Origin of the sequence: Variovorax sp. OK605 (assembly GCF_900115445.1) — a bacterium.
Lineage (GTDB): Bacteria > Pseudomonadota > Gammaproteobacteria > Burkholderiales > Burkholderiaceae_C > Variovorax.
On record NZ_FOWL01000004.1, the window covers coordinates 602,663 to 624,406 of the forward strand.

General features: G+C 69.4%; 19 protein-coding genes. 1 reads left to right on the forward strand and 18 read right to left on the reverse strand.

Annotation, left to right across the window (positions count from 1 at the left end; all coding sequences use genetic code 11):
- Position 1: 1 nt before the first annotated feature.
- The 16 genes from BM013_RS14210 to BM013_RS14285 form a co-directional block, all read right to left on the reverse strand.
- Entirely contained in the window at positions 2–730 is a 729-nt protein-coding gene (locus tag BM013_RS14210) for an SH3 domain-containing protein (protein WP_093128027.1), read from the reverse strand.
- 224 nt (positions 731–954) lie between these two features.
- Entirely contained in the window at positions 955–2,007 is a 1,053-nt protein-coding gene (locus tag BM013_RS14215) for a homocysteine S-methyltransferase family protein (protein ID WP_093128029.1), read from the reverse strand.
- A gap of 95 nt (positions 2,008–2,102) precedes the next feature.
- Positions 2,103–2,927, reverse strand: coding sequence for an N-formylglutamate deformylase (gene hutG, locus BM013_RS14220; RefSeq protein WP_093128031.1), 825 nt, complete (start codon positions 2,925–2,927; stop codon positions 2,103–2,105).
- Between the two features lie 7 nt (positions 2,928–2,934).
- Positions 2,935–4,317: a formimidoylglutamate deiminase gene (locus BM013_RS14225; protein ID WP_093128032.1), complete on the reverse strand. Its 1,383-nt coding sequence runs from the start codon at positions 4,315–4,317 to the stop codon at positions 2,935–2,937.
- Positions 4,314–5,549 carry an imidazolonepropionase gene (gene hutI, locus BM013_RS14230; RefSeq protein ID WP_093128034.1) on the reverse strand — a complete coding sequence of 412 codons (1,236 nt, stop codon included), beginning with the start codon at positions 5,547–5,549 and terminating at the stop codon, positions 4,314–4,316. The genes BM013_RS14225 and hutI overlap by 4 nt, the downstream gene beginning before the upstream one ends.
- 48 nt (positions 5,550–5,597) lie before the next feature.
- The gene (locus BM013_RS14235) at positions 5,598–6,179 is read right to left on the reverse strand and encodes a HutD/Ves family protein (protein ID WP_093128035.1); all 582 of its coding nucleotides are present in this window, start codon (positions 6,177–6,179) and stop codon (positions 5,598–5,600) included.
- Positions 6,180–6,330: 151 nt separating this feature from the next.
- A complete protein-coding gene (locus tag BM013_RS14240; protein WP_093128037.1) occupies positions 6,331–6,999 on the reverse strand; it encodes an amino acid ABC transporter permease in 669 nt (222 codons plus the stop codon).
- Between the two features lie 15 nt (positions 7,000–7,014).
- Positions 7,015–7,767 carry a transporter substrate-binding domain-containing protein gene (locus BM013_RS14245; protein ID WP_093128039.1) on the reverse strand — a complete coding sequence of 251 codons (753 nt, stop codon included), beginning with the start codon at positions 7,765–7,767 and terminating at the stop codon, positions 7,015–7,017.
- A 47-nt stretch (positions 7,768–7,814) separates the two neighbouring features.
- Positions 7,815–8,558: an IclR family transcriptional regulator gene (locus BM013_RS14250; protein ID WP_093128041.1), complete on the reverse strand. Its 744-nt coding sequence runs from the start codon at positions 8,556–8,558 to the stop codon at positions 7,815–7,817.
- Positions 8,559–8,702: 144 nt separating this feature from the next.
- Entirely contained in the window at positions 8,703–9,539 is an 837-nt protein-coding gene (locus BM013_RS14255; RefSeq protein ID WP_093128131.1) for a phytanoyl-CoA dioxygenase family protein, read from the reverse strand.
- A 26-nt stretch (positions 9,540–9,565) separates the two neighbouring features.
- Positions 9,566–11,293 (reverse strand): urocanate hydratase, encoded by a 1,728-nt coding sequence (gene hutU / locus BM013_RS14260; RefSeq protein ID WP_093128043.1) that lies wholly within the window; start codon positions 11,291–11,293, stop codon positions 9,566–9,568.
- 28 nt (positions 11,294–11,321) lie between these two features.
- Positions 11,322–12,881 carry a histidine ammonia-lyase gene (gene hutH / locus BM013_RS14265; protein ID WP_093128044.1) on the reverse strand — a complete coding sequence of 520 codons (1,560 nt, stop codon included), beginning with the start codon at positions 12,879–12,881 and terminating at the stop codon, positions 11,322–11,324.
- 60 nt (positions 12,882–12,941) lie between these two features.
- The gene (hutC, locus tag BM013_RS14270) at positions 12,942–13,679 is read right to left on the reverse strand and encodes a histidine utilization repressor (RefSeq protein WP_093128046.1); all 738 of its coding nucleotides are present in this window, start codon (positions 13,677–13,679) and stop codon (positions 12,942–12,944) included.
- Positions 13,680–13,686: 7 nt separating this feature from the next.
- Positions 13,687–14,496 (reverse strand): ABC transporter ATP-binding protein, encoded by an 810-nt coding sequence (locus BM013_RS14275; RefSeq protein WP_256221496.1) that lies wholly within the window; start codon positions 14,494–14,496, stop codon positions 13,687–13,689.
- On the reverse strand, positions 14,493–15,404 hold the full coding sequence (locus BM013_RS14280; RefSeq protein WP_177225473.1) for an ABC transporter permease: 912 nt from the start codon (positions 15,402–15,404) through the stop codon (positions 14,493–14,495). Before BM013_RS14280 ends, BM013_RS14275 begins: the two co-directional genes overlap by 4 nt.
- Positions 15,385–16,353: an ABC transporter substrate-binding protein gene (locus BM013_RS14285; RefSeq protein ID WP_093128049.1), complete on the reverse strand. Its 969-nt coding sequence runs from the start codon at positions 16,351–16,353 to the stop codon at positions 15,385–15,387. Before BM013_RS14285 ends, BM013_RS14280 begins: the two co-directional genes overlap by 20 nt.
- A gap of 309 nt (positions 16,354–16,662) precedes the next feature.
- Here BM013_RS14285 and recQ point away from each other — a divergent pair, with 309 nt between their 5' ends.
- Entirely contained in the window at positions 16,663–18,555 is a 1,893-nt protein-coding gene (recQ, locus tag BM013_RS14290; RefSeq protein WP_093128051.1) for a DNA helicase RecQ, read from the forward strand.
- A gap of 57 nt (positions 18,556–18,612) precedes the next feature.
- Here the strand turns inward: recQ and BM013_RS14295 are convergent, their stop codons facing one another.
- A complete protein-coding gene (locus tag BM013_RS14295; RefSeq protein WP_093128053.1) occupies positions 18,613–19,815 on the reverse strand; it encodes a nucleoside hydrolase in 1,203 nt (400 codons plus the stop codon).
- A gap of 182 nt (positions 19,816–19,997) precedes the next feature.
- Positions 19,998–21,623 (reverse strand): S41 family peptidase, encoded by a 1,626-nt coding sequence (locus tag BM013_RS14300; RefSeq protein WP_093128054.1) that lies wholly within the window; start codon positions 21,621–21,623, stop codon positions 19,998–20,000.
- Positions 21,624–21,744: the final 121 nt, after the last annotated feature.

The following is a 21,744-nucleotide window of genomic DNA, read 5'->3' on the forward strand; positions in this document are numbered from 1 at the left end:
TTCAGCGGCCATGCCCACCGCCGTGGCCGCCCCCATGGCCACCACCGCCGCCGTGGCCCCCATGCCCGCCACCACCACCACCGCCGCGCGGACGCCCGCCGCCGCCCGGGTGCGGATGCGGCATGCCCGGTGCGGGGCCGGGACGGAAACCGGGCTGCGGCCGCGGCGGCCTGAAGCCCGGGTCCGGTGGCGGGCGGAACCCCGGCGCGGGCGGCGGTCGGAACCCGGGGCCCGGCGGCCGGAACCCCGGCCCGGGTTGCCAGGGCCGCGGTTGCCAGCCCGGGCGCACCGGCGGCGGCGGACGCCAGCCCGCCATGGGCGGCGGCGGCCGGTTGCCCCACCAGCGCCGGTCGCCGTACCAGGGGCGGTCGCGGTAGTAGTCGGCCCAGTAGCTGCCGATGGCGAAGGCGACGATCGGCACGCCGATCACCGCGCCGTAGGTGGCCAGCGGCACGCGCTGGTCCTGGTAGGCGTAGTCGAGGTTGCGCGACCAGACCCAGCCGCGCCCGCCGTCGGGCAGCACCACGTCGCACCAGCCGTAGCCGCTGGTGCAGCCGACCACGTCCACCGGCTGGCCGGGCGCGAGCCGGGCCACCAGCGGGTAGTCGCCCGAGGGGCCGGCGCGCAGGTTGACGGCACCGCGGGTGAAGGCCTGCTGCGCCTGCGCCGCGAGCGGCAGGGCCAAGGCGAGCGCGCCGATACCGATCCAGCGCAGGGCGAATGTGTTCATGGCGAGGCTCCTTGCGCTCCAGCGTAGGCGGGGGGCCGAGAGCCTGTCAATCGGCCACCAGCGCGACCGCGCGTTCATGCATCGATTGCGACCGCGCGTTCATGCATCGATTGCGACCGCGCGTTCATGCATCGAGTGCGACCGCGCCATGACGCATCGAGCACGACCGCGCGGCCAGGCATCGGGCGCAACCGCGCGCCGACGCACCGAGCGCGACCTCGCGCCTACGCCGCTTCTTTGTAGAAGCCGGCGTTGTTGCCGCCGAGCGCGCGCCCGGCCATCGGCGCCACGGCCTGGCCGATGGCCGCGATGTGGTCCGGCGTGGTGCCGCAGCAGCCGCCCACGATGTTCACCAGCCCCTCGGCCGCGAACTCGTGCAGCAGGCGCGAGGTGACGTCGGGCGTCTCGTCGAAGCCGGTGTCGCTCATCGGATTGGGCAGGCCGGCGTTCGGGTAGCAGCTGATGAAGGTGTCGCCGGCCACGCGCGCCAGTTCCTGGATGTACGGGCGCATCAGCGCCGCGCCCAGCGCGCAGTTCAGGCCGATGGCCAGCGGCTGCGCATGGCGCACGCTGTGCCAGAAGGCGGTCACGGTCTGCCCGCTCAGGATGCGGCCCGAGGCGTCGGTCACCGTGCCGCTGATGATCAGCGGCAGGCGGTTGCCGCTGTTGTCGAAGTACTCGTCCACCGCGAACAGCGCGGCCTTGGCGTTGAGCGTGTCGAAGATGGTCTCGACCAGGATCACGTCGGCGCCGCCCTCGACCAGCGCCTCGGTCTGCTCGTAGTAGGCCGCGCGCAGCGACTCGAAGTCGACGTTGCGCGCGCCCGGGTCGTTCACGTCGGGGCTGATGCTGGCGGTCTTGGGCGTCGGGCCGAGGGCGCCGGCCACGAAGCGCGGCTTGTCGGGCGTGCTGTACTTGTCGCAGGCCGCGCGCGCCAGCTTGGCGGATTCGAGGTTCATCTCGCGCGCCAGGTGGGCCATCTTGTAGTCCTCCTGCGCGATGGTGGTCGCGCCGAAGGTGTTGGTCTCGATCAGGTCGGCGCCGGCCGCGAGGTAGGCCTCGTGGATGTCGCTGATCACGTCGGGGCGCGTGAGCGAGAGCAGTTCGTTGTTGCCCTTGACGTCGCGCTCGAAGTCCTTGAAACGCTCGCCGCGGTACTGTTCCTCGGTGAGCTTGAAGCGCTGGATCATCGTGCCCATGGCGCCGTCGAGGATGGCGATGCGCTTGGCGAGGATGCCGGCCAGGGCCTGGCCGCGGGTGTAGGTAACGGGCTTCATAGCCCCCGATTGTAGAAACCGCGGGCCGGCCCTGACACGCGTCAGCCTTTTCTCAGCCGTCAGCCTTTTCTCAGCCGTCGGCCCTTTCTCAGCCGTCAGCCCTTTCGCGGACCTTCCACGTACGCCAGCACCGCCTCCAGCATGCGCCGCACGTGCGGCTGCACCCCCGCGGCCACTTCGGGCAGGTAGTCGAAGGGCAGCTTTTCCTGCATGTAGCTCGACTGCGTCATCTCCAGCTGCACCGCCTGCACGCCGCCGGCCGGGCTGCCGTACTGGCGCGTGATGTGGCCGCCCTTGAAGCGGCCGTTGAGCACCGCGGTGTAGCCCGTGGCCGACTTGCCGATGCCCAGCAGCGTCTCGGCCAGCGCCGGGTCGCAGCTGATGCCGTTGCCGGTGCCCAGGTTCAGGTCGGGCAGCTTGCCTTCGAAGAAGCGCGGCAGCACCGAGCGGATGGAGTGCGCGTCCCACAGCGCCACGGTGCCGTGCACGGCCTTCATGCGCTCGAGCTCGGCCTGCAGCTGGCGGTGGTACGGCTGCCAGATGGCGTCGCGGCGCTGGGCGACTTCCTCGTCGCCCGGCACGTCGGCGGCGTCGGCATACACCGGCGTGTCGTCGAAGGTGTCGACCGGACACAGGCCGGTGACGCTCTGGCCGGGGTACAGGCTGGCGCCGTCCGGCGGACGGTTCAGGTCGACCACGTAGCGCGAGTGCGTGGCCGCGAGCACCGAGGCGCCCAGCGCGTCGGCGAAGTCGTAGAGCTGCTCGAGGTGCCAGTCGGTGTCGGGCACGTGGCGCGCTTCGTCGGTGAAGCGTGCGGCCAATGCGGGCGGCACATGGGTGCCGACGTGCGGCATCGAGATGAGCAGCGGGCGCGTGCCCTGGCGAAAGCGGAATGACGGTTCGGTGGTGGTGAAGGCCATGGTGGGGTCAATACTTGAGTAGTTGGGTGCGCGCGGCCACGAAGGCGGCCGCGGCTTCGCCGTGCAGCGCGTGGCGACCGGCCGAGACGCGCGCCCGGCCTGCCACCCACACGGCGCCGATGGCCGAGGTGCGGTGGCTCGCGAAGACGTGGGCCGAGAGCATATCGGGCGCCGACAGCCCCTGCAGCGCAAGGTGCGATGCGTCGAGCACCACGAAGTCGGCCTGCTGGCCCGCGGCCAGCCCGCCCACGGCGCGGGCGGCCGCCTGCGCGCCGCCCTGCACCGCCGCGAGCGTGAACGCAGTCGCCACATGCGGCTGCGCGGCCGTGGCGCCCACGTTGCGCTGGCGCTTGCCCAGGCGCTGGCTGTATTCGAGCATCAGCAGTTCCTCGGCGGCGTTGACGCTGGCGTGGCTGTCCGAGCCCACGCCCCACGCGCCGCCGTGGCCGCGCCACTTGGCGAAGTCGAAGATGCCGTCGCCCAGGTTGGCTTCGGTCGTCGGGCACAGGCCCGCCACCGCGCCGCTCTGGGCCGCGTATTCGTACTCGGCGTCGTTCATGTGCGTGGCGTGCACGAGGCACCAGCGCGCGTCGACCGGCGCATGGTCGAGCAGCCACTCGACCGGGCGCAGGCCGCTCCAGGCCACGCAGTCGTCCACCTCCTTGGTCTGCTCGGCGATGTGGATGTGGATGGGCGCGGTGCGGTCGATGGCGTCGAGCCCCGCCAGCGCGTCGCGCAGCGCCTCGGGCGGCACGGCGCGCAGCGAATGCGGCGCCAGGCCCAGCCGCGCGCCCTGCGCGTCGCACACGGGCTTGAGCGCTTCGAGCAGGCGCAGCATCGACTCGGTCGAGCGGATGAAGCGGCGCTGGCCGTCGGTGGGCGGCATGTCGCCGAAGCCGGCGGTCTGGTAGAGCACGGGCAGCAGCGTGAAGCCGATGCCGGTCTTCCGCGCGGCGCGCAGCAGGGCCAGGCTCAAGGTCGCGTCGTCGGCGTAGGGGCGGCCGTCCACGTCGTGGTGCACGTACTGGAACTCGCACACGCTGGTGTAGCCGGCCTCGAGCATCTCGGCGTAGAGCCAGGTCGCGATGGCTTCCATGTGCTGCGGGCCGAGGCGCGCGGCAAAGCGGTACATCAGCGTGCGCCAGCTCCAGAAGCTGTCGTGCTGCTCGGCACGGTGCTCGGTGAGGCCCGCGAAGGCGCGCTGGAAGGCGTGCGAATGCAGGTTGGGCATGCCGGGGATCAGCGGGCCTTCGGCGGCTGGCGTGCCGGCGGGGCGTGGCACGCCGGCCTGCACCTGCGTGAGCTGGCCCGCGTCGTTCCACGCCAGAAGAACGTCCTTGGCCCAGCCCTCGGGCAGCAGCGCGTCGGCGGCGAAAAGCGTGTGCGTCATGCGGCGGCTCCCACGGCGATGCGGCCTTGCCGCACCACGGTGCGCACCGGCCGCTGGCCGAACCAGTAGGCCAGCTCGGCCGCCTCGCGCACGTTCCACAGCACGAAGTTGGCCGGCATGCCGGGCGCGATGGCGCCGTGCGTGGCCTGCAGGCCCAGCGCGCGCGCCGCATGCACGGTGACGCCGTCGAGGGCCTCGGGCACGGCGAGGCGGAACAGTGTGCAAGCCATGTTGACCATCAGCAAGAGACTCAGGGCCGGCGAGGTGCCGGGGTTGTGATCGGTGGACACCGCCATCGGCACGCCCGCGGCGCGCAGCGCGTCGATGGGCGGCAGGTGCGTGTCGCGCAGCGTGTAGTACGCGCCGGGCAGCAGCACGGCCACGGTGCCCGACCGGCGCATCGCCGCGATGCCCTCGGCCGACAGGTGCTCGATGTGGTCGCACGAGAGCGCGCCGTAGCGCGCGGCCAGCGCCGCGCCGCCCATGTCCGACAGCTGCTCGGCATGCAGCTTCACCGGCAGGCCCAAGGCCTTCGCGGCCTGGAAGACCTGCTCGGTTTCGGCGAGCGAGAAGGCGATGCGCTCGCAGAACACGTCGACCGCATCGACGAGGCCTTCGGCCGCGAGCGCGGGCAGCATCTGGTTGCAGACGAGGTCGATGTAGTCGGCGCTTCCATTGGGCTGGCCCGCGTACTCGGGCGGCAGCGCGTGCGCGCCCAGGAAGGTGGTGCGCACCGTGACGCCGTAGGCTTCGCCCAGGCGCCGCGCCACGCGCAGCTGCTTGCGTTCGTGTTCCAGCGAAAGGCCGTAGCCCGACTTGATCTCGATGGCGCACACGCCGTCGGCCAGCAGCTGTTCGAGCCGCGCGGCGGCTTGCGCGAAGAGCGTGTCTTCGTCGGCCTCGCGCGTGGCGCGCACCGACGACACGATGCCGCCGCCGGCCTTGGCCACTTCCTCGTAGGTGGCGCCGGCGAGCCGCATCGCGAATTCATTGGCGCGCTGGCCGCCGTAGACCAGGTGCGTGTGGCAATCGACCAGGCCCGGCGTGACGAGCGCGCCGCCGCCGTCGTGCGGCGCAAGGCCCGCGAACTCGGCGGGCAATGCGCTGCGCGCGCCGACCCAGCGGATGGCGCCCTGCGCGACCACGATGGCGGCTTGCGCATCGGGGTCGGCGGCGAGCCGCAGGCCGGTCCAGAGGCCGTCGGCCGAAGGGTGTTCGTGGGCGGGGTTCATCTGTGTCTTTGCTGTCGTTGTTGTCGTTGTTGTTGTTGTTGTTTCAGCTCAGGCTGGCACGATGCGCACCGAGATCAATCGCGCATCGTTGCCGCCCGATCCCTCGGCCACCGCTTGCCACGCCTGTGGCGCATCGGCCCACTGCAGGCCTTCGCCTTCGCGCAAGGCTTGGTCGTTCAAGCGCCACGCGCCGCGCAGGGCCAGCAGCACACCGTGCGGCGCGGCCTCGAGGGCGCTCGCGCCGTCGAGCACCCGCACGTCGGCGCGCCACTGGCCGCGCCGCGTCATCACGTTGAAGTCGTTCGATGCGCCGCCGAACATCGTGCAGTCGATGGCCTCGTCGCCGCTGAAGGCGAAGGGCTGGTGCGGCACGTCGAGCAGGTGGTCGATGCGAGCGTCGTGCGTGAAGAGGCGCACGCCGTCGCCCTCCAGCAGCATGATGGTGCGGTCGATGCCCGCGAACACCGAGAACGGCCCCGCCGCCGCGATGTTGGCGATGCTCACGCGCCAGCCGAAACTGTCGAGCCCCGCGCCCTGCGGCCAGCTGGCGATTTCCTGGGTGGTGCCGCCGCCGTTTTTCCAGGGCATGACGGGCAGCGTGCTGCGGGAGAAATGCTGTACGCCGCTCATGGCGATCTCTTTTCTTGCTCCTTCCCTCTTTGGGGGAAGGCTGGGATGGGGGCAGCGCGCAGCGAGCGCTGTGAATGGGTGAAGGCCGTCGTGCCCCCACCCCTGCCCTCCCCCGGAAGGGGAGGGAGAAATGCAAATGCCGATGCGCCGCTCATCGCATCAACCCGCCTTGGCGCAGCCGCTGCTCGAAGTGGCGCAGCACCAGCGTCATCGTTCCCGTGAGCACGAAGTACACGAGCGCAATCGCCAGGTACACCTCCAGCGAGCGGTACGACACGCTGATGATCTTCTGCCCTTCATGCATCACGTCATGGATGGTCAGCAGCGACACCAGCGCCGAGTTCTTGATGAGCGCGATGAACTCGTTGCCCAGCGGCGGAATCATGCGCACCACCGCCTGCGGCAGCACGATCTGGCGCATGGCCGTGCCGGGCGTCATGCCCAGCGATTGCGCGGCCATGGTCTGGCCCTTGTCGATCGACTGGATCGCGCCGCGCACGATCTCCGACACGTACGCGCCCGAGTACACGCCCAGGCCCAGCACGCCGCACAGGAAGGCCGGCAGCAGGATGCCGAAGTGCGGCAGCCCGAAGAACAGGATGAACAGCTGCACCAGCAGCGGCGTGCCGCGAATGACGGCCACGTACGCGGTGCACACGCCGTAGATCCAGCGCCGCTTCGGGTTCAGCCGGCCGATGCCGACCAGCAGGCCCAGCACGCAGCCCAGCGCCAGCGCGCACGCGGTGATCTCCACCGTGACGAGCGCGCCGCGCAGCAGGTCGGGCCAGCCCGTCCAGACGGGCGAGAAATCGAGATCCATGGTGCTGCTTCGCGCTTACTTGGCCGTGGCGCTGAACCACTTCTTCACGATCTGGTCGTAGGTGCCGTCGGCCTTGAGCTTGTCGATGGCGCCGTTCACGGCCTTGGTGAGCTCTGGCGTGTCCTTGCGGATGGCCATGCCGTATTCCTCGGTGGTGATCTGCTCGGGCAGCACCTTCAGGCCGCCGCGCGTGCGCACGTACTGGTAGGCGGCGGGCTTGCCGGTCACGGCGGCGTCGGCGCGGCCGATGTCCACCAGGTTGAACATCTCCTGGTTCTTCTCGACTTCCAGCAGCTGCACCTGCGGGTACTTTTCCTTCGTGAAGGAAACCGACTTGGTGCCCACCTGCACGCTGACCTTCTTGCCGTTGATGTCGGCCGGCGTCTTGATGGCGGTGTTGCCGTCCTTCACCATCACGACCAGGCCGCCCGCGTAGTACGGCACGGTGAAGTCGACGACCTTCTTGCGTTCGTCGGTGATGTAGATGCCCGAGACGGCCATGTCGAAGCGCTTGGAGATCAGGCCCGGCACGAGGCCCTTGAAGTCGATGTCGATCCACTCGATCTTGCGGCCCAGCGTCTTGCCGACGGCTTCGACCAGCTCCACGTCGAAACCGGTGCGCTTGCCGTTCTCCACGAACTCCATGGGCGGGAAGGTGGCGTCGGTGGCGACGCGCAGCGGCTCGCCCTGTGCCATGGCATTGCCGGCAAGGCCGAGGAAGGCAAGGCTGGAAAGGGCGGCTGCGACGAAGGTGCGGCGGGTGTTCATGGTGAGGCTTTCGTGAGACTGAAGGGAAGGAAAAAGGCAGCGCGCGACTACTGCAGGGCGCGGGAGATGCGGGCCGCCGTGACGACGGTCATGTGGAGCAATGCAGCTTCCATGCCCTCGACGCGCGTGAGCGGCGCCATGAGCGTGATCGCGCCGCGCAGGCGCCGCCCCGATGCCAGCACCGGCGCGCTCGCGCCCCACACGCCGGCGTCGACCTCGCCGTGCGTCACGGCATGGCCGGCTTCGCGGATGGCATCGAGTTCGGCGGCACGCTCGGCGTGGCGCTCGGGGCTTTCGTCGAGGCCTTCGAGCAGGGCGTCGCGCTGGTCCGCCGGCAGGTGGGCCATCAGGCACTTGGCGCTGGCGCCGTCGCGCGCGGGCACGCTGCGGCCTCGGTCGAAGGAGCAGCGCAGCGACTGTTCGCTGTCGATCATCTCCAGGCACACGACGCGTTCGTTCACCAGAATGAGCAGCGCCACGCTTTCATGGCTTTGCCGGGCCAGCACCCGCATGTCGGCGCGCGCGGCCATCACGAGGTCGGAGTTGCCGTCGAAGCCGCTGGCGAGCTGCACGCTCACCGGGCCCGGCGAGTAGCGCCCGTCCGACTCCATCACGAAGCCCCAGCGCCGCAGCGTGGCGACCTGCCGGTACAGCGTGCTCTGCGACAGGCCGGTGGCCTGCACCAGCTCGGCCGCCGTCATCGCCGTCTTGCTCTGCGCCAGCACCGACAGCACGAACAGCGCGCGGTCGCTATGAGCGTTCTGGGCGGGAGCGTCGGTCGGAGGCGTCATCGGAAGCAGTCGCAGGGATGTCGAAAGTGGAGCCGGCGTGCAGTATCTTGCTCGCTGTTCTCACTTCCAAGCCTTTATTCCCAACGAGTGGGAATGGCTGCGTTTTTTCTTTCTACCTTCGTCTTACCCGAATGCGCGCCGGGCTCAGCCCACCAGCAGAGGAAAGCGTGCGTCGTCCATCGGCGCGCCCGCCGGCAAGGTGTCGGCCAGCCCGGGGAAATCGGGCGAGGTCTTCCAGCTGCGCGGCGCGTGGCGGATGTCGTCGCCCAGGAAGCGCACCGAGAACACGCGGCGCCGGTCCGGCCCCTCCACACCGGCCGCCGCATGCAGCGTGAGCATGTGGAAGCAGACGAAATCGCCGGGCTCGATGTTCCAGCCGACGATGGGAAAGCGCTCGCGCGCGCCCTCGATGTCCGGCAGGTCCTGCAGGCTGCCTTCGGGGAACCACTTGGCGTGGTTGTCCATGAAGGTGCGCGGCATGAGCCACGGCCCCTTGTGGGAGCCGGCCACGAACTCGAGCGTGGCGGCGCGCGACACCGGATCGACCGGAATCCACATGCTGACGTTCTGCTCGCCCTCGATGTTGTAGTACGGCTGGTCCTGGTGCCAGGGCGTGCGCTGGCGCGTGCCGGGCTCCTTCACGAGCAGGTGGTCGTGGTACAGCCGCACCGTGTTCGAGCCCATGAGCCGCTGCGCCAATGGCGCGAGCGGCGCCTCGAAGATGAAGCGGCGAAAGGCGTCGATGTCCTGCCAGTTGCAGAAGTCTTCAAAAAAGCGGCCCGGGTCGTCGGGCCGGCTCGCCACCTTGGCGCGCGGGCTGGGCGCCGCCAGGTTGGCCTCGATGCCGTCGCGCAGCAGCGCCAGTTCGTCGGCCGTGAGCAGCTGGCGGATGCAGACCGCGCCGTCGCGCTGGAACTGCGCGACCAGCGCGTCGTCCACACACGCATGCACGCGCGCCTGCACGCGGCGCCGCAATTCCATGGCGTCGGGGAGCGCGGCGCCCGCCATCACTTCACCATCGGCAGCTTCAGGCCCTTGGCCTTGGCCGTGGCCACCGCGATGTCGTAGCCCGCATCCGCATGGCGCATGACGCCGCTGGCCGGGTCGTTCCACAGCACGCGCTCGATGCGCTTGGCCGCCGCGTCGGTGCCGTCGGCAACGATCACCACGCCCGAGTGCTGCGAGTAGCCCATGCCCACGCCGCCGCCGTGGTGCAGGCTGACCCAGGTGGCGCCGCCCGCGGTGTTGAGCAGCGCGTTGAGCAGCGGCCAGTCGCTCACGGCGTCGGTGCCGTCCTTCATGGCTTCGGTCTCGCGGTTGGGGCTGGCGACCGAGCCGGTGTCCAGGTGGTCGCGGCCGATGACGATGGGCGCCTTCAGCTCGCCGTTCTTCACCATCTCGTTGAAGGCCAGGCCGGCGATGTGGCGCTCGCCCAGGCCCAGCCAGCAGATGCGCGCCGGCAGGCCCTGGAAGCTGATGCGCTCGCGCGCCATATCCAGCCAGCGGTGCGTGTGGGTGTTCTCGGGGAACAGCTCCTTGATCTTGGCGTCGGTCTTGTAGATGTCTTCCGGGTCACCCGAGAGCGCCACCCAGCGGAACGGGCCCTTGCCCTCGCAGAACAGCGGGCGGATGTAGGCGGGCACGAAGCCGGGGAAGTCGAAGGCGTTCTCCACGCCCTCGTCGAACGCGACCTGGCGGATGTTGTTGCCGTAGTCGACCGTGGGGATGCCCATGGCCTGGAAGTCGAGCATGGCCTGCACGTGCACGGCGCACGACTGGGCGGCGGCCTTCTTGAGCGCGTCGTGCTGCGAGGCGTCCTTCATCGCGGCTTGCCACTGCGGCACGCTCCAGCCCGAGGGCAGGTAGCCGTTGATCAGGTCGTGCGCGGAGGTCTGATCGGTCACGAGGTCGGGCTTCAGGCCGCCCGCCTTCGCGCGCTTCACGAGTTCCGGGAGGATGTCGGCGGCGTTGCCCAGCAGCGCGATCGACACGGCTTCCTTGGCGTCGCAGTGCTGCTTGATCAGCTCCAGGGCATGGTCGATGTCGCGCGCCTGCTTGTCGACATAGCGCGTGCGCAGGCGGAAGTCGATGCTCGACTGCTGGCACTCGATGTTGAGCGACACCGCGCCCGCCAGCGTGGCGGCCAGCGGCTGCGCGCCGCCCATGCCGCCCAGGCCGGCCGTGAGGATCCACTTGCCCGCGAGGCTGTTGTCGTAGTGCTGGCGGCCGGCTTCGACGAAGGTCTCGAAGGTGCCCTGCACGATGCCCTGGCTGCCGATGTAGATCCAGCTGCCCGCGGTCATCTGGCCGTACATGAACAGGCCCTGGCGGTCGAGCTCGTTGAAGTGCTCCCAGTTGGCCCACTTGGGCACGAGGTTGGAGTTGGCCAGCAGCACGCGCGGTGCGTTCTCGTGCGTCTTGAACACGCCCACGGGCTTGCCCGACTGGATGAGCAGCGTCTCGTCGTCGTTCAGTTCCTTCAGCGACGCCAGGATCTGGTCGTAGCAGGCCCAGTTGCGCGCGGCGCGGCCGATGCCGCCGTACACCACCAGGTCTTGCGGGCGCTCGGCCACCTCGGCGTCGAGGTTGTTCTGCAGCATGCGGAACGGGGCCTCGGTGAGCCAGCTCTTGCAGTTGAGTTCGCTGCCGCGCGGGGCGCGGATCACGCGGGTCGGGTCGTGGCGCGGATCGGCAGCTTCGGGGTTCTGCAGGGCGAATTTCTCGGGAGCGTTCATGGCGTGGTTCTCCTAATCGGGTGAGGTTTTACGAGTGACTGGGCAGGATGTCGAGCAGCGCGGCCGGCAGCTCGGCCGCCAGCGCCCACTGGCGCATGGCTTCGATGTCGGGGGCGAGGTAGCGGTCGCGCTCCAGGAACGCGACCTTCTGGCGGATGGCGGCGAACTCGGCCTCCACCAACGGGGAACTCTTGAGCCCGCGCTTCAGTTCGATGCCTTGTGCGGCGGCCATGGCCTCGATGCCGACCACCACGGCGGTGTTGTTCACCATATCGCCCAGGCGGCGGCCCGCGAAGGTGGCCATCGACACATGGTCTTCCTGGTTGGCCGAGGTGGGCAGGCTGTCGACGCTGGCGGGGTGCGCGAGCGACTTGTTCTCCGAAGCCAGGGCGGCAGCGGTGACCTGCGCGATCATGAAACCGGAGTTGAGGCCGCCGTCGCGCACCAGGAACGGCGGCAGGCCCGAGAGGCCCGTGTCGAGCAGCAGCGCGATGCGGCGTTCGGCGATGGCGCCCACTTCGCTGATGGCCAGCGCGATGATGTCGGCCGCGAAGGCGACGGGTTCGGCGTGGAAGTTGCCGCCGGAGATCACCTCGCCGGTGTCGACGAACACCAGCGGGTTGTCCGACGCGGCGTTGGCTTCGATGACCAGCACGCGCGAGGCATGCGCGAGGTTGTCGAGGCAGGCGCCCATCACCTGCGGGATGCAGCGCACCGAATACGGGTCCTGCACGCGGCCGCAGTCGGCGTGCGAGGGCACGATCTCGCTGCCGTCGAGCAGCGCGCGCACGGCGCCGGCCACGGCGATCTGGCCCAGCTGGCCGCGCGCGGCGTGGATGCGCGCGTCGAAGGGCTTGATCGACCCCTGGATGGCTTCGAGCGACAGCGCGCCCGACATCAGCGACGAGGCGAACACGTCTTCCGCGCCGAACAGGCCGAACAGCGCCAGCGCCGTCGACACCTGCGTGCCGTTGAGCAGCGCCAGGCCTTCCTTGGGGCCGAGCACGAAGGGTTCGAGGCCGATGCTGCGCATGGCTTCGGCGCCGCCGACCACCTTGCCGTCGGCCAGGGTCGCCTCGCCTTCGCCGATCAGCACGCAGGCCATGTGCGCGAGCGGCGCCAGGTCGCCCGACGCACCGACCGAGCCCTTGCACGGAATGCTCGGCACGACGCCCGCGTTGAACAGCGCCAGCAACGCATCGACCAGCGCGGGCCGCACGCCCGAGTGCCCGCGCGCCAGGCTCACGGCCTTGGTCGCGAGCACGATGCGCACCACCGGCGCGGCCAGCGGCTCGCCCGTGCCCACGCTGTGCGACAGCACGAGGTTGCGCTGCAGCTCGGCCAGGTGGTCGTTGCCGATGCGCGTGCTGGCCAGCTTGCCGAAGCCGGTGTTGATGCCATAGACCACCTGGTCGTTCTCCACGATGTGGCGCACGGCGGCTTCGGCGCGAAGCATGCCGTCGCGCACCGACGCATCGAGCGACAGCCGCACGCCACCGGCCTGGATGCGTCGCAGCATCGCCAGGTCGACCTTGCCGGGCGTGAGGGTCAAGAGGGCTGGGGAGGAAGTGGTGGATGTGCTTGTCATGTGAACCTGTCTATACAAGTAGGGGCGAGAGAAAACGATCGGTCTTCGTGGACGAAAAAATCAGCCGAAGGTGGCGTTGCCGTCGGCCTTGAAGCGGCTGCCCAGGCTGTAGCGCGAAGCGGGGTGCAGGCAGCGCACCCAGGTCACGGGGATGTTGCGTGTCCAGGTGCGGCGCGTGAGCAGCAGGCAGGGGTCGGTGGGCGCCATGGCGAGCCTGTCGGCCTGCTCCTGGTTGGGCAGCACGGCGTCGACCACGTGCTCGATCTGGTCGAAGGGCACGTTGCGCACCAGGTACTCGCTGGGCGGCATGGCGGCGAAGTCCTGCTCGAGGTAGTCGGGCACCACCTGCGGGTTGACGTAGCGCTCCTCCAGCTGCACGGGCGTGCCGTTTTCCAGGTGCAGGCACACGCTGTGGAACACCGAGGTGCCGGCGCGCATGTCGAGCCACGCGGCCACGTCGGGCGAGGCGGCCAGGCGCTCGACCTCGATCATGTCGCAGCGGTAGTCGTGCCCGCGCTGGCGGATCTCGCTGGCGATGTTGGCGATCTGCAGCAGCGTGGACTGCGGCTTGTTCTCGGCCACGAAGCTGCCGACACCGGCCACGCGCACGATGCGCCCCTGCTCCACCAGCTCGCGCAGCGCGCGGTTCACCGTCATGCGCGCCATGCCGAACTGGGCGACCAGTTCGTGCTCGGACGGCAGGCGGTGGCCGGGCGGCCACGTGCCGTCCTGGATCTTGCGGGAGATGTGATCCTTGACTTGCGCGTAGAGCGCGAGGGTCGGCAGGTCGCGTTTCATCTGGCTTTCAGTGCTCCGCCGCGGCCATCGATTCGGCGCGGATTTCTTCGGTCAGGCGCGCCTTGATGTCCATGAACTCCGGCGAGGTCTTGATGGTGTAGCTGCGCGGGTGCGGGAAGTCGACCGCGATCTCGGTCTTGATGCGACCGGGCCGCGCGCTGAACACCGCGACGCGGTTGGCCATGAAGATGGCCTCGTCGATGTCGTGCGTGACGAACAGCACCGTCTTCTGCGCCGATTCCCAGATGCCCAGCAGCAGCTCCTGCATGAGCACGCGGGTCTGGTTGTCGAGCGCGCCGAAGGGCTCGTCCAGCAGCAGCATCTTGGGGTCGTTGGCCAGCGCGCGCGCGATGGCCGTGCGCTGCTGCATGCCGCCGGAGAGCTGCTTGGGAAAGTGATGCTCGAAGCCGCGCAGGCCGACCTTGGCAATGAAGAACTCGCTGCGCGCCTTCTGGTCGGCCTCGCTCATGCCGCGCTCGCGCAGGCCGAAGCGGATGTTCTGCGCCACCGTGAGCCACGGGAACAGCGTGTAGCTCTGGAACACCACGCCGCGGTCGGCGCCGGGACCGTCGATGCGCTCGCCGTCGAGCAGCACCTGGCCGGTGGTCGGAAAGTCGAGCCCCGCCACGATGCGCAGCAGCGTCGACTTGCCGCAGCCCGAGGGGCCGAGGATGGTGACGAAGTCGTTCTCCTTCACCTCGAAGTCGATCGGCTGCAGCGCCTGCGTGCGCTGGCCTTTGGCGCCGGTGAAGACGCGCGACACGCCCTGGATGGAGAGCTGGTTCTGGCTCGGGTTCTGGCTAGGGTGGGGGCTCACAGCGTGCTCCATGCGAACAGGCGGCGGTTCAAGGCCTTGAAAGCGAAGTCGGACAGCAGGCCGATGACGCCGATCACGATGATGCCGAAGATGATCTGGCCGGTGTTCAGCAACGCCTGGCTGTCGGTGATCATGTGGCCGATGCCCGAGGAGGAGCCGATCAGCTCCGCCACGATCACGTAGGTCCAGGCCCAACCGAGCACCAGGCGCAGCGTTTCGGCGATGCCCGGCGCGGCGCCCGGAATGAGCACGCGCGCCACGATGCCGCGGCTGTTGGCGCCCAGCGTGTAGGCGGCCTCGACGAGGTCGCGCCGCGCGCCGCCCACCGTCACGGCCACCATCAGCACGATCTGGAAGAACGAGCCGATGAAGATCACCAGCAGCTTCTGCATCTCGCCCAGGCCGGCCCACAGGATCAGCAGCGGAATGAAGGCCGAGGCCGGCAGGTAGCGGCAGAAGGACACGAAAGGTTCGAAGAAGGCCTCCACGGCCTTCCAGGTGCCCATGGCGATGCCCAAGGGCACCGCGAACACGGCCGCCAGCAGGAAGCCGCCGAACACGCGCCACACGGTCATGCCGATGTCGCCCAGGAAACCGTACTCGGTGAACAGCAGCCAGCCCTCCTTGACCATGGTCGGCGGGCTCGCGAGGAAGGTCGGCGGCACGAAGCCGCCCAGCGTGGCAAGGGCCCACACCAGCACGAAGGCGACGAAGAAGGCGAGCCCCAGCAGCACGCGCGCACGCGTGCCGATGGGCTCGAGCGGCGCGAGGCCGCGCCGGCGTGCGGGCTTGAAGGAGGTGGCCTGCGCAGGCACCGCCGCCGCAGCGGCCGGAGTGACGGAAGCGACGGAAGCGACGGAAGCGGCGGGCGCCACCTGCGGCAGCGCCTTACTTGACGAAGCTTGCATCGAAGGTCGCGGCAAAGTCTTCGGGCGCCTTTCGGATCACGCCGGCTTCCAGAAGGATGGGGGCGGCTTCCTTCATGAAGCTGGTGAGCTCGCCCGCGAAGAACTTCTGGTTGGCCGCCTTGTCCTGCCAGCGCAGGAAGGCCGACGACTTGGCGAACTGCTCGCCGCTCTGCTTCACGGCCGAGCCCATGAGCTCGTTCGACTTCTCGGGCTCGGCCTTGATCATGTCGAGCGCCTCGAAGTACGACTTGGTGAGCGCGGCGGCGGCCTTGGCGTTGGCCTTGAGCCAGGTGGGCGCGCAGCCGACGGTGTCCATCACCATGGGGTAGTCGAGCGTGGTGGCCAGGATCTTGCCGGCGGCGGGGTTGGCGCGCACGGTCGAAAGATACGGCTCGTAGGTCATGGCGGCGTCGTTCTGGCCGGCCACGAAGGCTTGGGCGGAGGCTTGCGGCGACAGCGTGGTGGTCTTCACGTCCTTCAGCGTCATGCCGTTCTTGTTGAGCATCCAGGCCAGGCCGAAGTAAGGCGCGGTGCCGGGTGCGTCCACGCCGATGGTCTTGCCCTTGAGGTCGGAGAACTTGCTGACGTCGCCGCGCACCGCGAGGCCGTCGGCGCCGTAGGACTTGTCCATCTGGAAGATCTGCACGATGGGCACGCCGTTGGCATTCCAGGCCACGTGCGTTTCCACCGTGGTGGCCGCGCACTGGATCGCGCCGGAGGCCAGCGCCAGGTGGCGGTCCTTCTGCGGGATCATCTTGAGGTCGACGTCGAGCCCGTTCTTCTTGAAGATCCCCGCCTTGTCGGCCAGCGACAGCGGCGCGAAGCCGGTCCAGCCGGACATGCCGAGCGCAATCTTCGTTTCCTGGGCGGCGGCCGTCTGGGCCATGCCCGCTGCACATGCACCGGCTGCCAGCAGCGAAGCGACTTTCACAACTACCGTCTTGACCATGGGTACTCCTGGTTCTGTTCTTGAGAGATGGCTCGGCGGCGCGCCTCGGGGGCCGGGCTGCGCACGCCTCGCATTGTTGCCAAGCGCCCCAACTTGTATATACAGGATAACCCGAAAGGTCATTTTTGGTGCATTTCCTTGGGAAATGCACCGATTTGCTGTCTAGACAAGAAAGGCCACGGGACGGGGGCCACCATTGCAAACCTCGTGCCACAGTGATATCGGCGTGGCTGGGGGACAATCGGCGGCCCCGTTCTCCCCCTTCTCTTTCTGGCTCCCTCCGCCAACCTTCCGCCCTCCCCGCTGCCTGTGTCCTCTCTCGCTCCCCACCCCATCGACGCCTCCGGCAGCAGCGCACCCGCCGACATCCTCCACGAGGTCTTCGGCTACGCGCAGTTCCGCGGCGCCCAGCAGGACATCGTCGATCACGTGGTGGGCGGCGGCGACGCGCTGGTGCTGATGCCCACGGGCGGCGGCAAGTCGCTGTGCTACCAGATCCCGGCCATCGCGCGGCAGCGCGCGGGGCAAGGCGTGGCGATCGTGGTGTCGCCGCTGATCGCGCTGATGCACGACCAGGTGGGCGCGCTGCACGAGGCCGGCGTGAGCGCGGCCTTTCTCAATTCCACGCTCGACTGGGAGCAGACGCAGGACGTGGAGCGCCGCATGCTGCGCGGCGAGATCACGCTGCTGTACGCGGCGCCCGAGCGGGTGAACACGCCGCGCTTCCTGTCGCAGCTCGATTCGCTGAAGGAGCGCGGCAAGCTCTCGCTGTTCGCCATCGACGAGGCGCATTGCGTGAGCCAGTGGGGCCACGACTTCCGCCCCGAATACCGCGCGCTCACCGTGCTGCACGAGCGCTATGCCGGCGTGCCGCGCATCGCGCTCACGGCCACGGCCGACGCGCTCACGCGCGCCGACATCGTCGAGCGGCTGCAGCTGGAGGAGGCGCGCCAGTTCGTCTCGAGCTTCGACCGGCCGAACATCCGCTACACCATCGTCGAGAAGAAGGACGCCACCACGCAGTTGCTGCGCTTCATCGAGCGCGACCACGAAGGCGACGCCGGCGTGGTCTATTGCCAGTCGCGCAAGCGGGTGGAAGACGTGGCGGTGGCGCTGCGCGACGCGGGCATCAACGCGCTGCCGTACCACGCGGGCCTGGACGCCGCGGTGCGCCAGAAGCACCAGGACCGCTTCCTGCGCGAGGAAGGCATCGTGATGGTCGCGACCATCGCCTTCGGCATGGGCATCGACAAGCCCGACGTGCGCTTCGTGGGCCACCTGGACATGCCCAAGAACATCGAAGGCTACTACCAGGAAACCGGCCGTGGGGGCCGCGACGGCGCCGCCGCCGACGCCTGGATGGCCTACGGCCTGAACGACGTGGTGAACCAGCGCCGCATGATCGACGAGAGCCCCGCCGGCGAAGAGTTCAAGCAGGTGATGCGCGGCAAGCTCGACGCCCTGCTCTCGCTGGCCGAGGCCAGCGACTGCCGGCGCGTGCGCCTGCTGGGCTACTTCGGCGAGCAGAGCACGCCCTGCGGCAATTGCGACAACTGCCTGAACCCGCCGCAGGTGTGGGACGGCACCGATGCCGCGCGCAAGCTGCTGAGCACGGTCTACCGCGTGCAGCAGCTCAACGGCATCAGCTTTGGCGCCGGCCACATCATGGACATCCTGCGCGGCAAGTCGACCGAGAAGGTGAAGCAGTTCGGCCACGAACGCATCAGCACCTTCGGCATTGGCGCGGAGTTCAGCGAGGTGGCGCTGCGCGGCGTGCTGCGCCAGCTGATCGCCACCGGCGCGCTGGCGGTCGACGCGGAGGCGTTCAACACGCTGAAGCTCACCGAAGGCTCGCGCGCGGTGCTCAAAGGGGAGACCACGGTGACGCTGCGCGAGTCGGTGTCGTCACCGGCGGAGCGCAAGTCGCGGCGCGAGAAGACCGTCAAGGGCGCGCCCTCGCCGGCGGCCGCCAAGCTCGACGACACCGGCAAGAAGCGCTTCGAGGCGCTCAAGGCCTGGCGCGCCGAAGTGGCGAAGGAGCACAACCTGCCGGCCTACGTGATCTTCCACGACGCCACGCTGGCGTCCATTGCCGAGCGCGCGCCGGCCACGCTCGAGGACCTGCAGGGCATCAGCGGCATCGGCACCAAGAAGCTCGAGGCCTACGGCGCCGAGGTGCTGCGGGTCTGCGAGGCTTTCTAGCTTCCGGCTTGCCCAGTCCGTCCGATTCGGCCGACTCGCCCAGTCCGCCCGGTCCGGTCAGTTGGCCAGGGGCAGCACCACCGGCACCGGCCGCGTGAGCAGGTCCACGTACAGCTCGAAGAAGCGCGCGTTGTCGAACTTCTGCACCACCGTCATCTTCTGCAGCGTCGCACCGGCCGGCTGCGAGGCGTAGCCGATGGAGCGGCCGTTGTCGGGGGCGCCGGGCTTGGCGACCACGTCGACGTAGCGCTGCGCGGTCTGCGTGGCGTAGTTGGGGTCGATCAGGTACGCCAGCGTGAGCGTGTCCCAGATGTTCTGCGTGTAGCTGGGGTTGGTCTCGAAGCCGTTCTTGCCGTCGAAGCCGTAGCCGTTGAGCTTCTGGAACACGTCGGTCACGGCCGTGGGCCTGGCCGGGTGCGCGATGCGGTCGTAGATGGGCTTGGTGAGGAACACGGTGTCGGTCACGTCCAGCGGCACCACCACCTGCGGGATGGGCAGGCGCACCACGAACTGGGCGGCGTCGGGGTCGAACCACCAGTTGAACTCGGCCGCCTTGGTGGTGTTGCCCGGCACGTCGACCGCGCCGCCCATGTAGATGATCTTCTTGATGAGCGGGACGATCTCGGGGTTCTGCTTCACCGCCAGCGCGATGTTGGTGAGCGGGCCGATGGCCAGGATGGTGATCTCGCCGGGGTTGGCCTTGACGGTGTCGACGATGAAGTCGACCGCGCTCTTGCGCTGCACCACGGTGTGCTGGGCGAAGCCGTCGGGCGAGGGCTTGAGGTCGGCGTCGGTCCTGGGCTCGGGGCCGCTCCAGGCGCCCAGGTAGCCGTCGCCGCCCGCGCCGGCCGCCATCTCGGCCTCGACATCGGCGAAGCTGTGGTTGAGCGCGTAGTTCGCTCCCACGTACACGCCGATGCGGTTGCCCACGCCGAGCCGTTCCACCGACATGAGTGCGTCGGCCACGCCCTGCCTGAGCCACTGGTTGCCCGAGACCACGCTGATGCCCATGACCTGGACCTTGCCCTGCGCCTGCAGCTGCGCGGCCATGACGCCGAGCTGGCCGTCGTCGCTCATGGTGTTGTAGTCGCTGTCGATGATGATCTTTTGCGTGGTGGCGCCTGATCCGTCCGAGCCGCCCGATCCACCGAATCCCACGCCGAATCCCGCGCCGAACCCGCCGCCCCCGTTGCCCCCGCCGCCACACCCCGCCAGCACCGTGATGACGACGACGAGCATCGCCACTGACCATTTGCGCATCTGCTTCTCCTGAAGGTAAGGGGTTGGTGTACAGCGGGTCCCGTGACGGATCCGATGGGATACCAAGGTTCGCGCAAAGGTTTGCGCAAACGTTTTCCTAACTCTACGGCGCGTTCAGCGGCGGTGGCAAGCGCCACCGCCTAGGGGTTTTCTAGGAGGTTTTGTCGAGAAAGGCGGGCGGCTCAGCCGGGGTCGGCCGCGGGCTCGAGCAGGCGGTTCTCGCGCAGCGGCGAGCGGTTGCCAAGGTACGGCTGCTCGGTCTCGAAGCCGGCCTGCGCCTTGTCCAAGCCCATGCCGGCCGCCTTGGTCGAGCCGGCCGGGCAGGCGCCCGTGCTGCGCAGCGTGAGCGCGGCGGCCAGGCGGGCTTCGGCGCTGTCGCCGAGCGGGTGGCCGAAGTCGTCGGCCACGGTGCAGTTGGGCGCGAAGCCGTCGCTGTAGTCGCCGTAGCCCGCCTGGTTCGCGCCCTTGAACTGGATCGCGAAATAGGTGGTGCCGCAGTTGTCCTGCGGAATGAAGCCGTAGGGCTTGCCGCAGGTGGTGCCGCCCACCAGGTTGACCGTGACGCCCACGCCGCGCAGGCTGTTGATGACCGACTCGCTGGCCGAGCAGGTGTCGGGGCCGGTGAGCACCGTGACGCGCGACAGCCCCAGCGTGGGCAGCGGCTGGCCGGAGCGGCTGGTTGCGACGAACGGCGTGAGGGTCTGCGCGGCGGTCTGGCGAAACGGGTTCTTGTCGTTGTAGACGAGCTGCTCGAACACCTTGCCGGCCGTCACCGACGGCGAGGAGACCATGTAGGCCAGCCGGCTCGCAATGGCCAGCTGGCCGCCGCCGTTGTAGCGCATGTCGAGCACCAGGTCCTGGATGCCGGCGCCCTGCTTGAAGGTGTTCACCGCGTTGATGAGCAGCGCCTCGGAGGTGGTGATGTGGTCGTTGAAGAGCAGGTAGCCCACGTTGCCGCCGCTGACCGGTATGACTTTCACGTTCTGCACCGGCGTGCTGGTGACATTCGCCGCCGTCAGCTGAACGGTGGACTGCGTGCCCCCGGCGTCGAAGGTGAAGGTGTGCGCTTCACCGAGGGCCTTGGGCGAAAGGGCGCCGTTGATCGCGTTGACGTTGGCGGTGCCCGTGCTGCCCACGACGTCCACGCCGTCGACCGTGAGCAGCTTCGCGCCGCGCTGCAGCCCGGCGTTGGCGGCCGGCGAGCCCGGCTCGACGAAGGCGATGCGGATGTCGCGCGGCGGCGAACTGCGCACCGACGCCGTCTCCATGCCGTAGCCGGCCGACACGCCGCCCTGCGACAGCTGGCGGTACACCTCGGTGTCGTAGGTGAAGTGGAAGCGGTCCTTCGCGCGGCCCGAAGGCGTGGTGGCCGGCGTCTTGAGCACGTTGAACCAGGCGATCGGCGTGGCGTAGTCGCCTGCCTTGAGCGTGGTGGGCACCTCGGCGTACCAGAGGTAGGTTTCGTCGATCCAGCCGCGCACCCAGCTCTTTTCGTTGTCGAGCGTGCCTGCGCGGTCGGGGAAGGCGGTGCCGGTGGCGGGGTTGGTGCCGCCGCGCGGGGCGGCGCAGAGGCCGGCGACCGTCGACGAAGGCACGATGGCCTTGCCGCCGCTGCCGTCATCGCCACCGGTGGCAGGCGGCGGGGTGCCGCCGGGCAGCAGGCCGATCGGCAAGCCGCCGCCTCCCCCCCCGCCTCCACCCCCGCCACCGCCGCAACCCGCCAGCAGGCAGCTCATGGCGAGCGCGGCGCCCGCAATCCAGGCACATGAACGCGGCAGCCGCCGCACGTCGACCTTGCGAAAGCCCATCTGCTCCTCCTTGCGTCCGAAGTGACGGACGGATGTTCCGCCCCGCGGGCCGGCTGACAGGCCGCCCACGGCGCGCTCCCCGGGCTTCATCACGCCCGCTTGTTCTTGCGCTGTGCTTCTT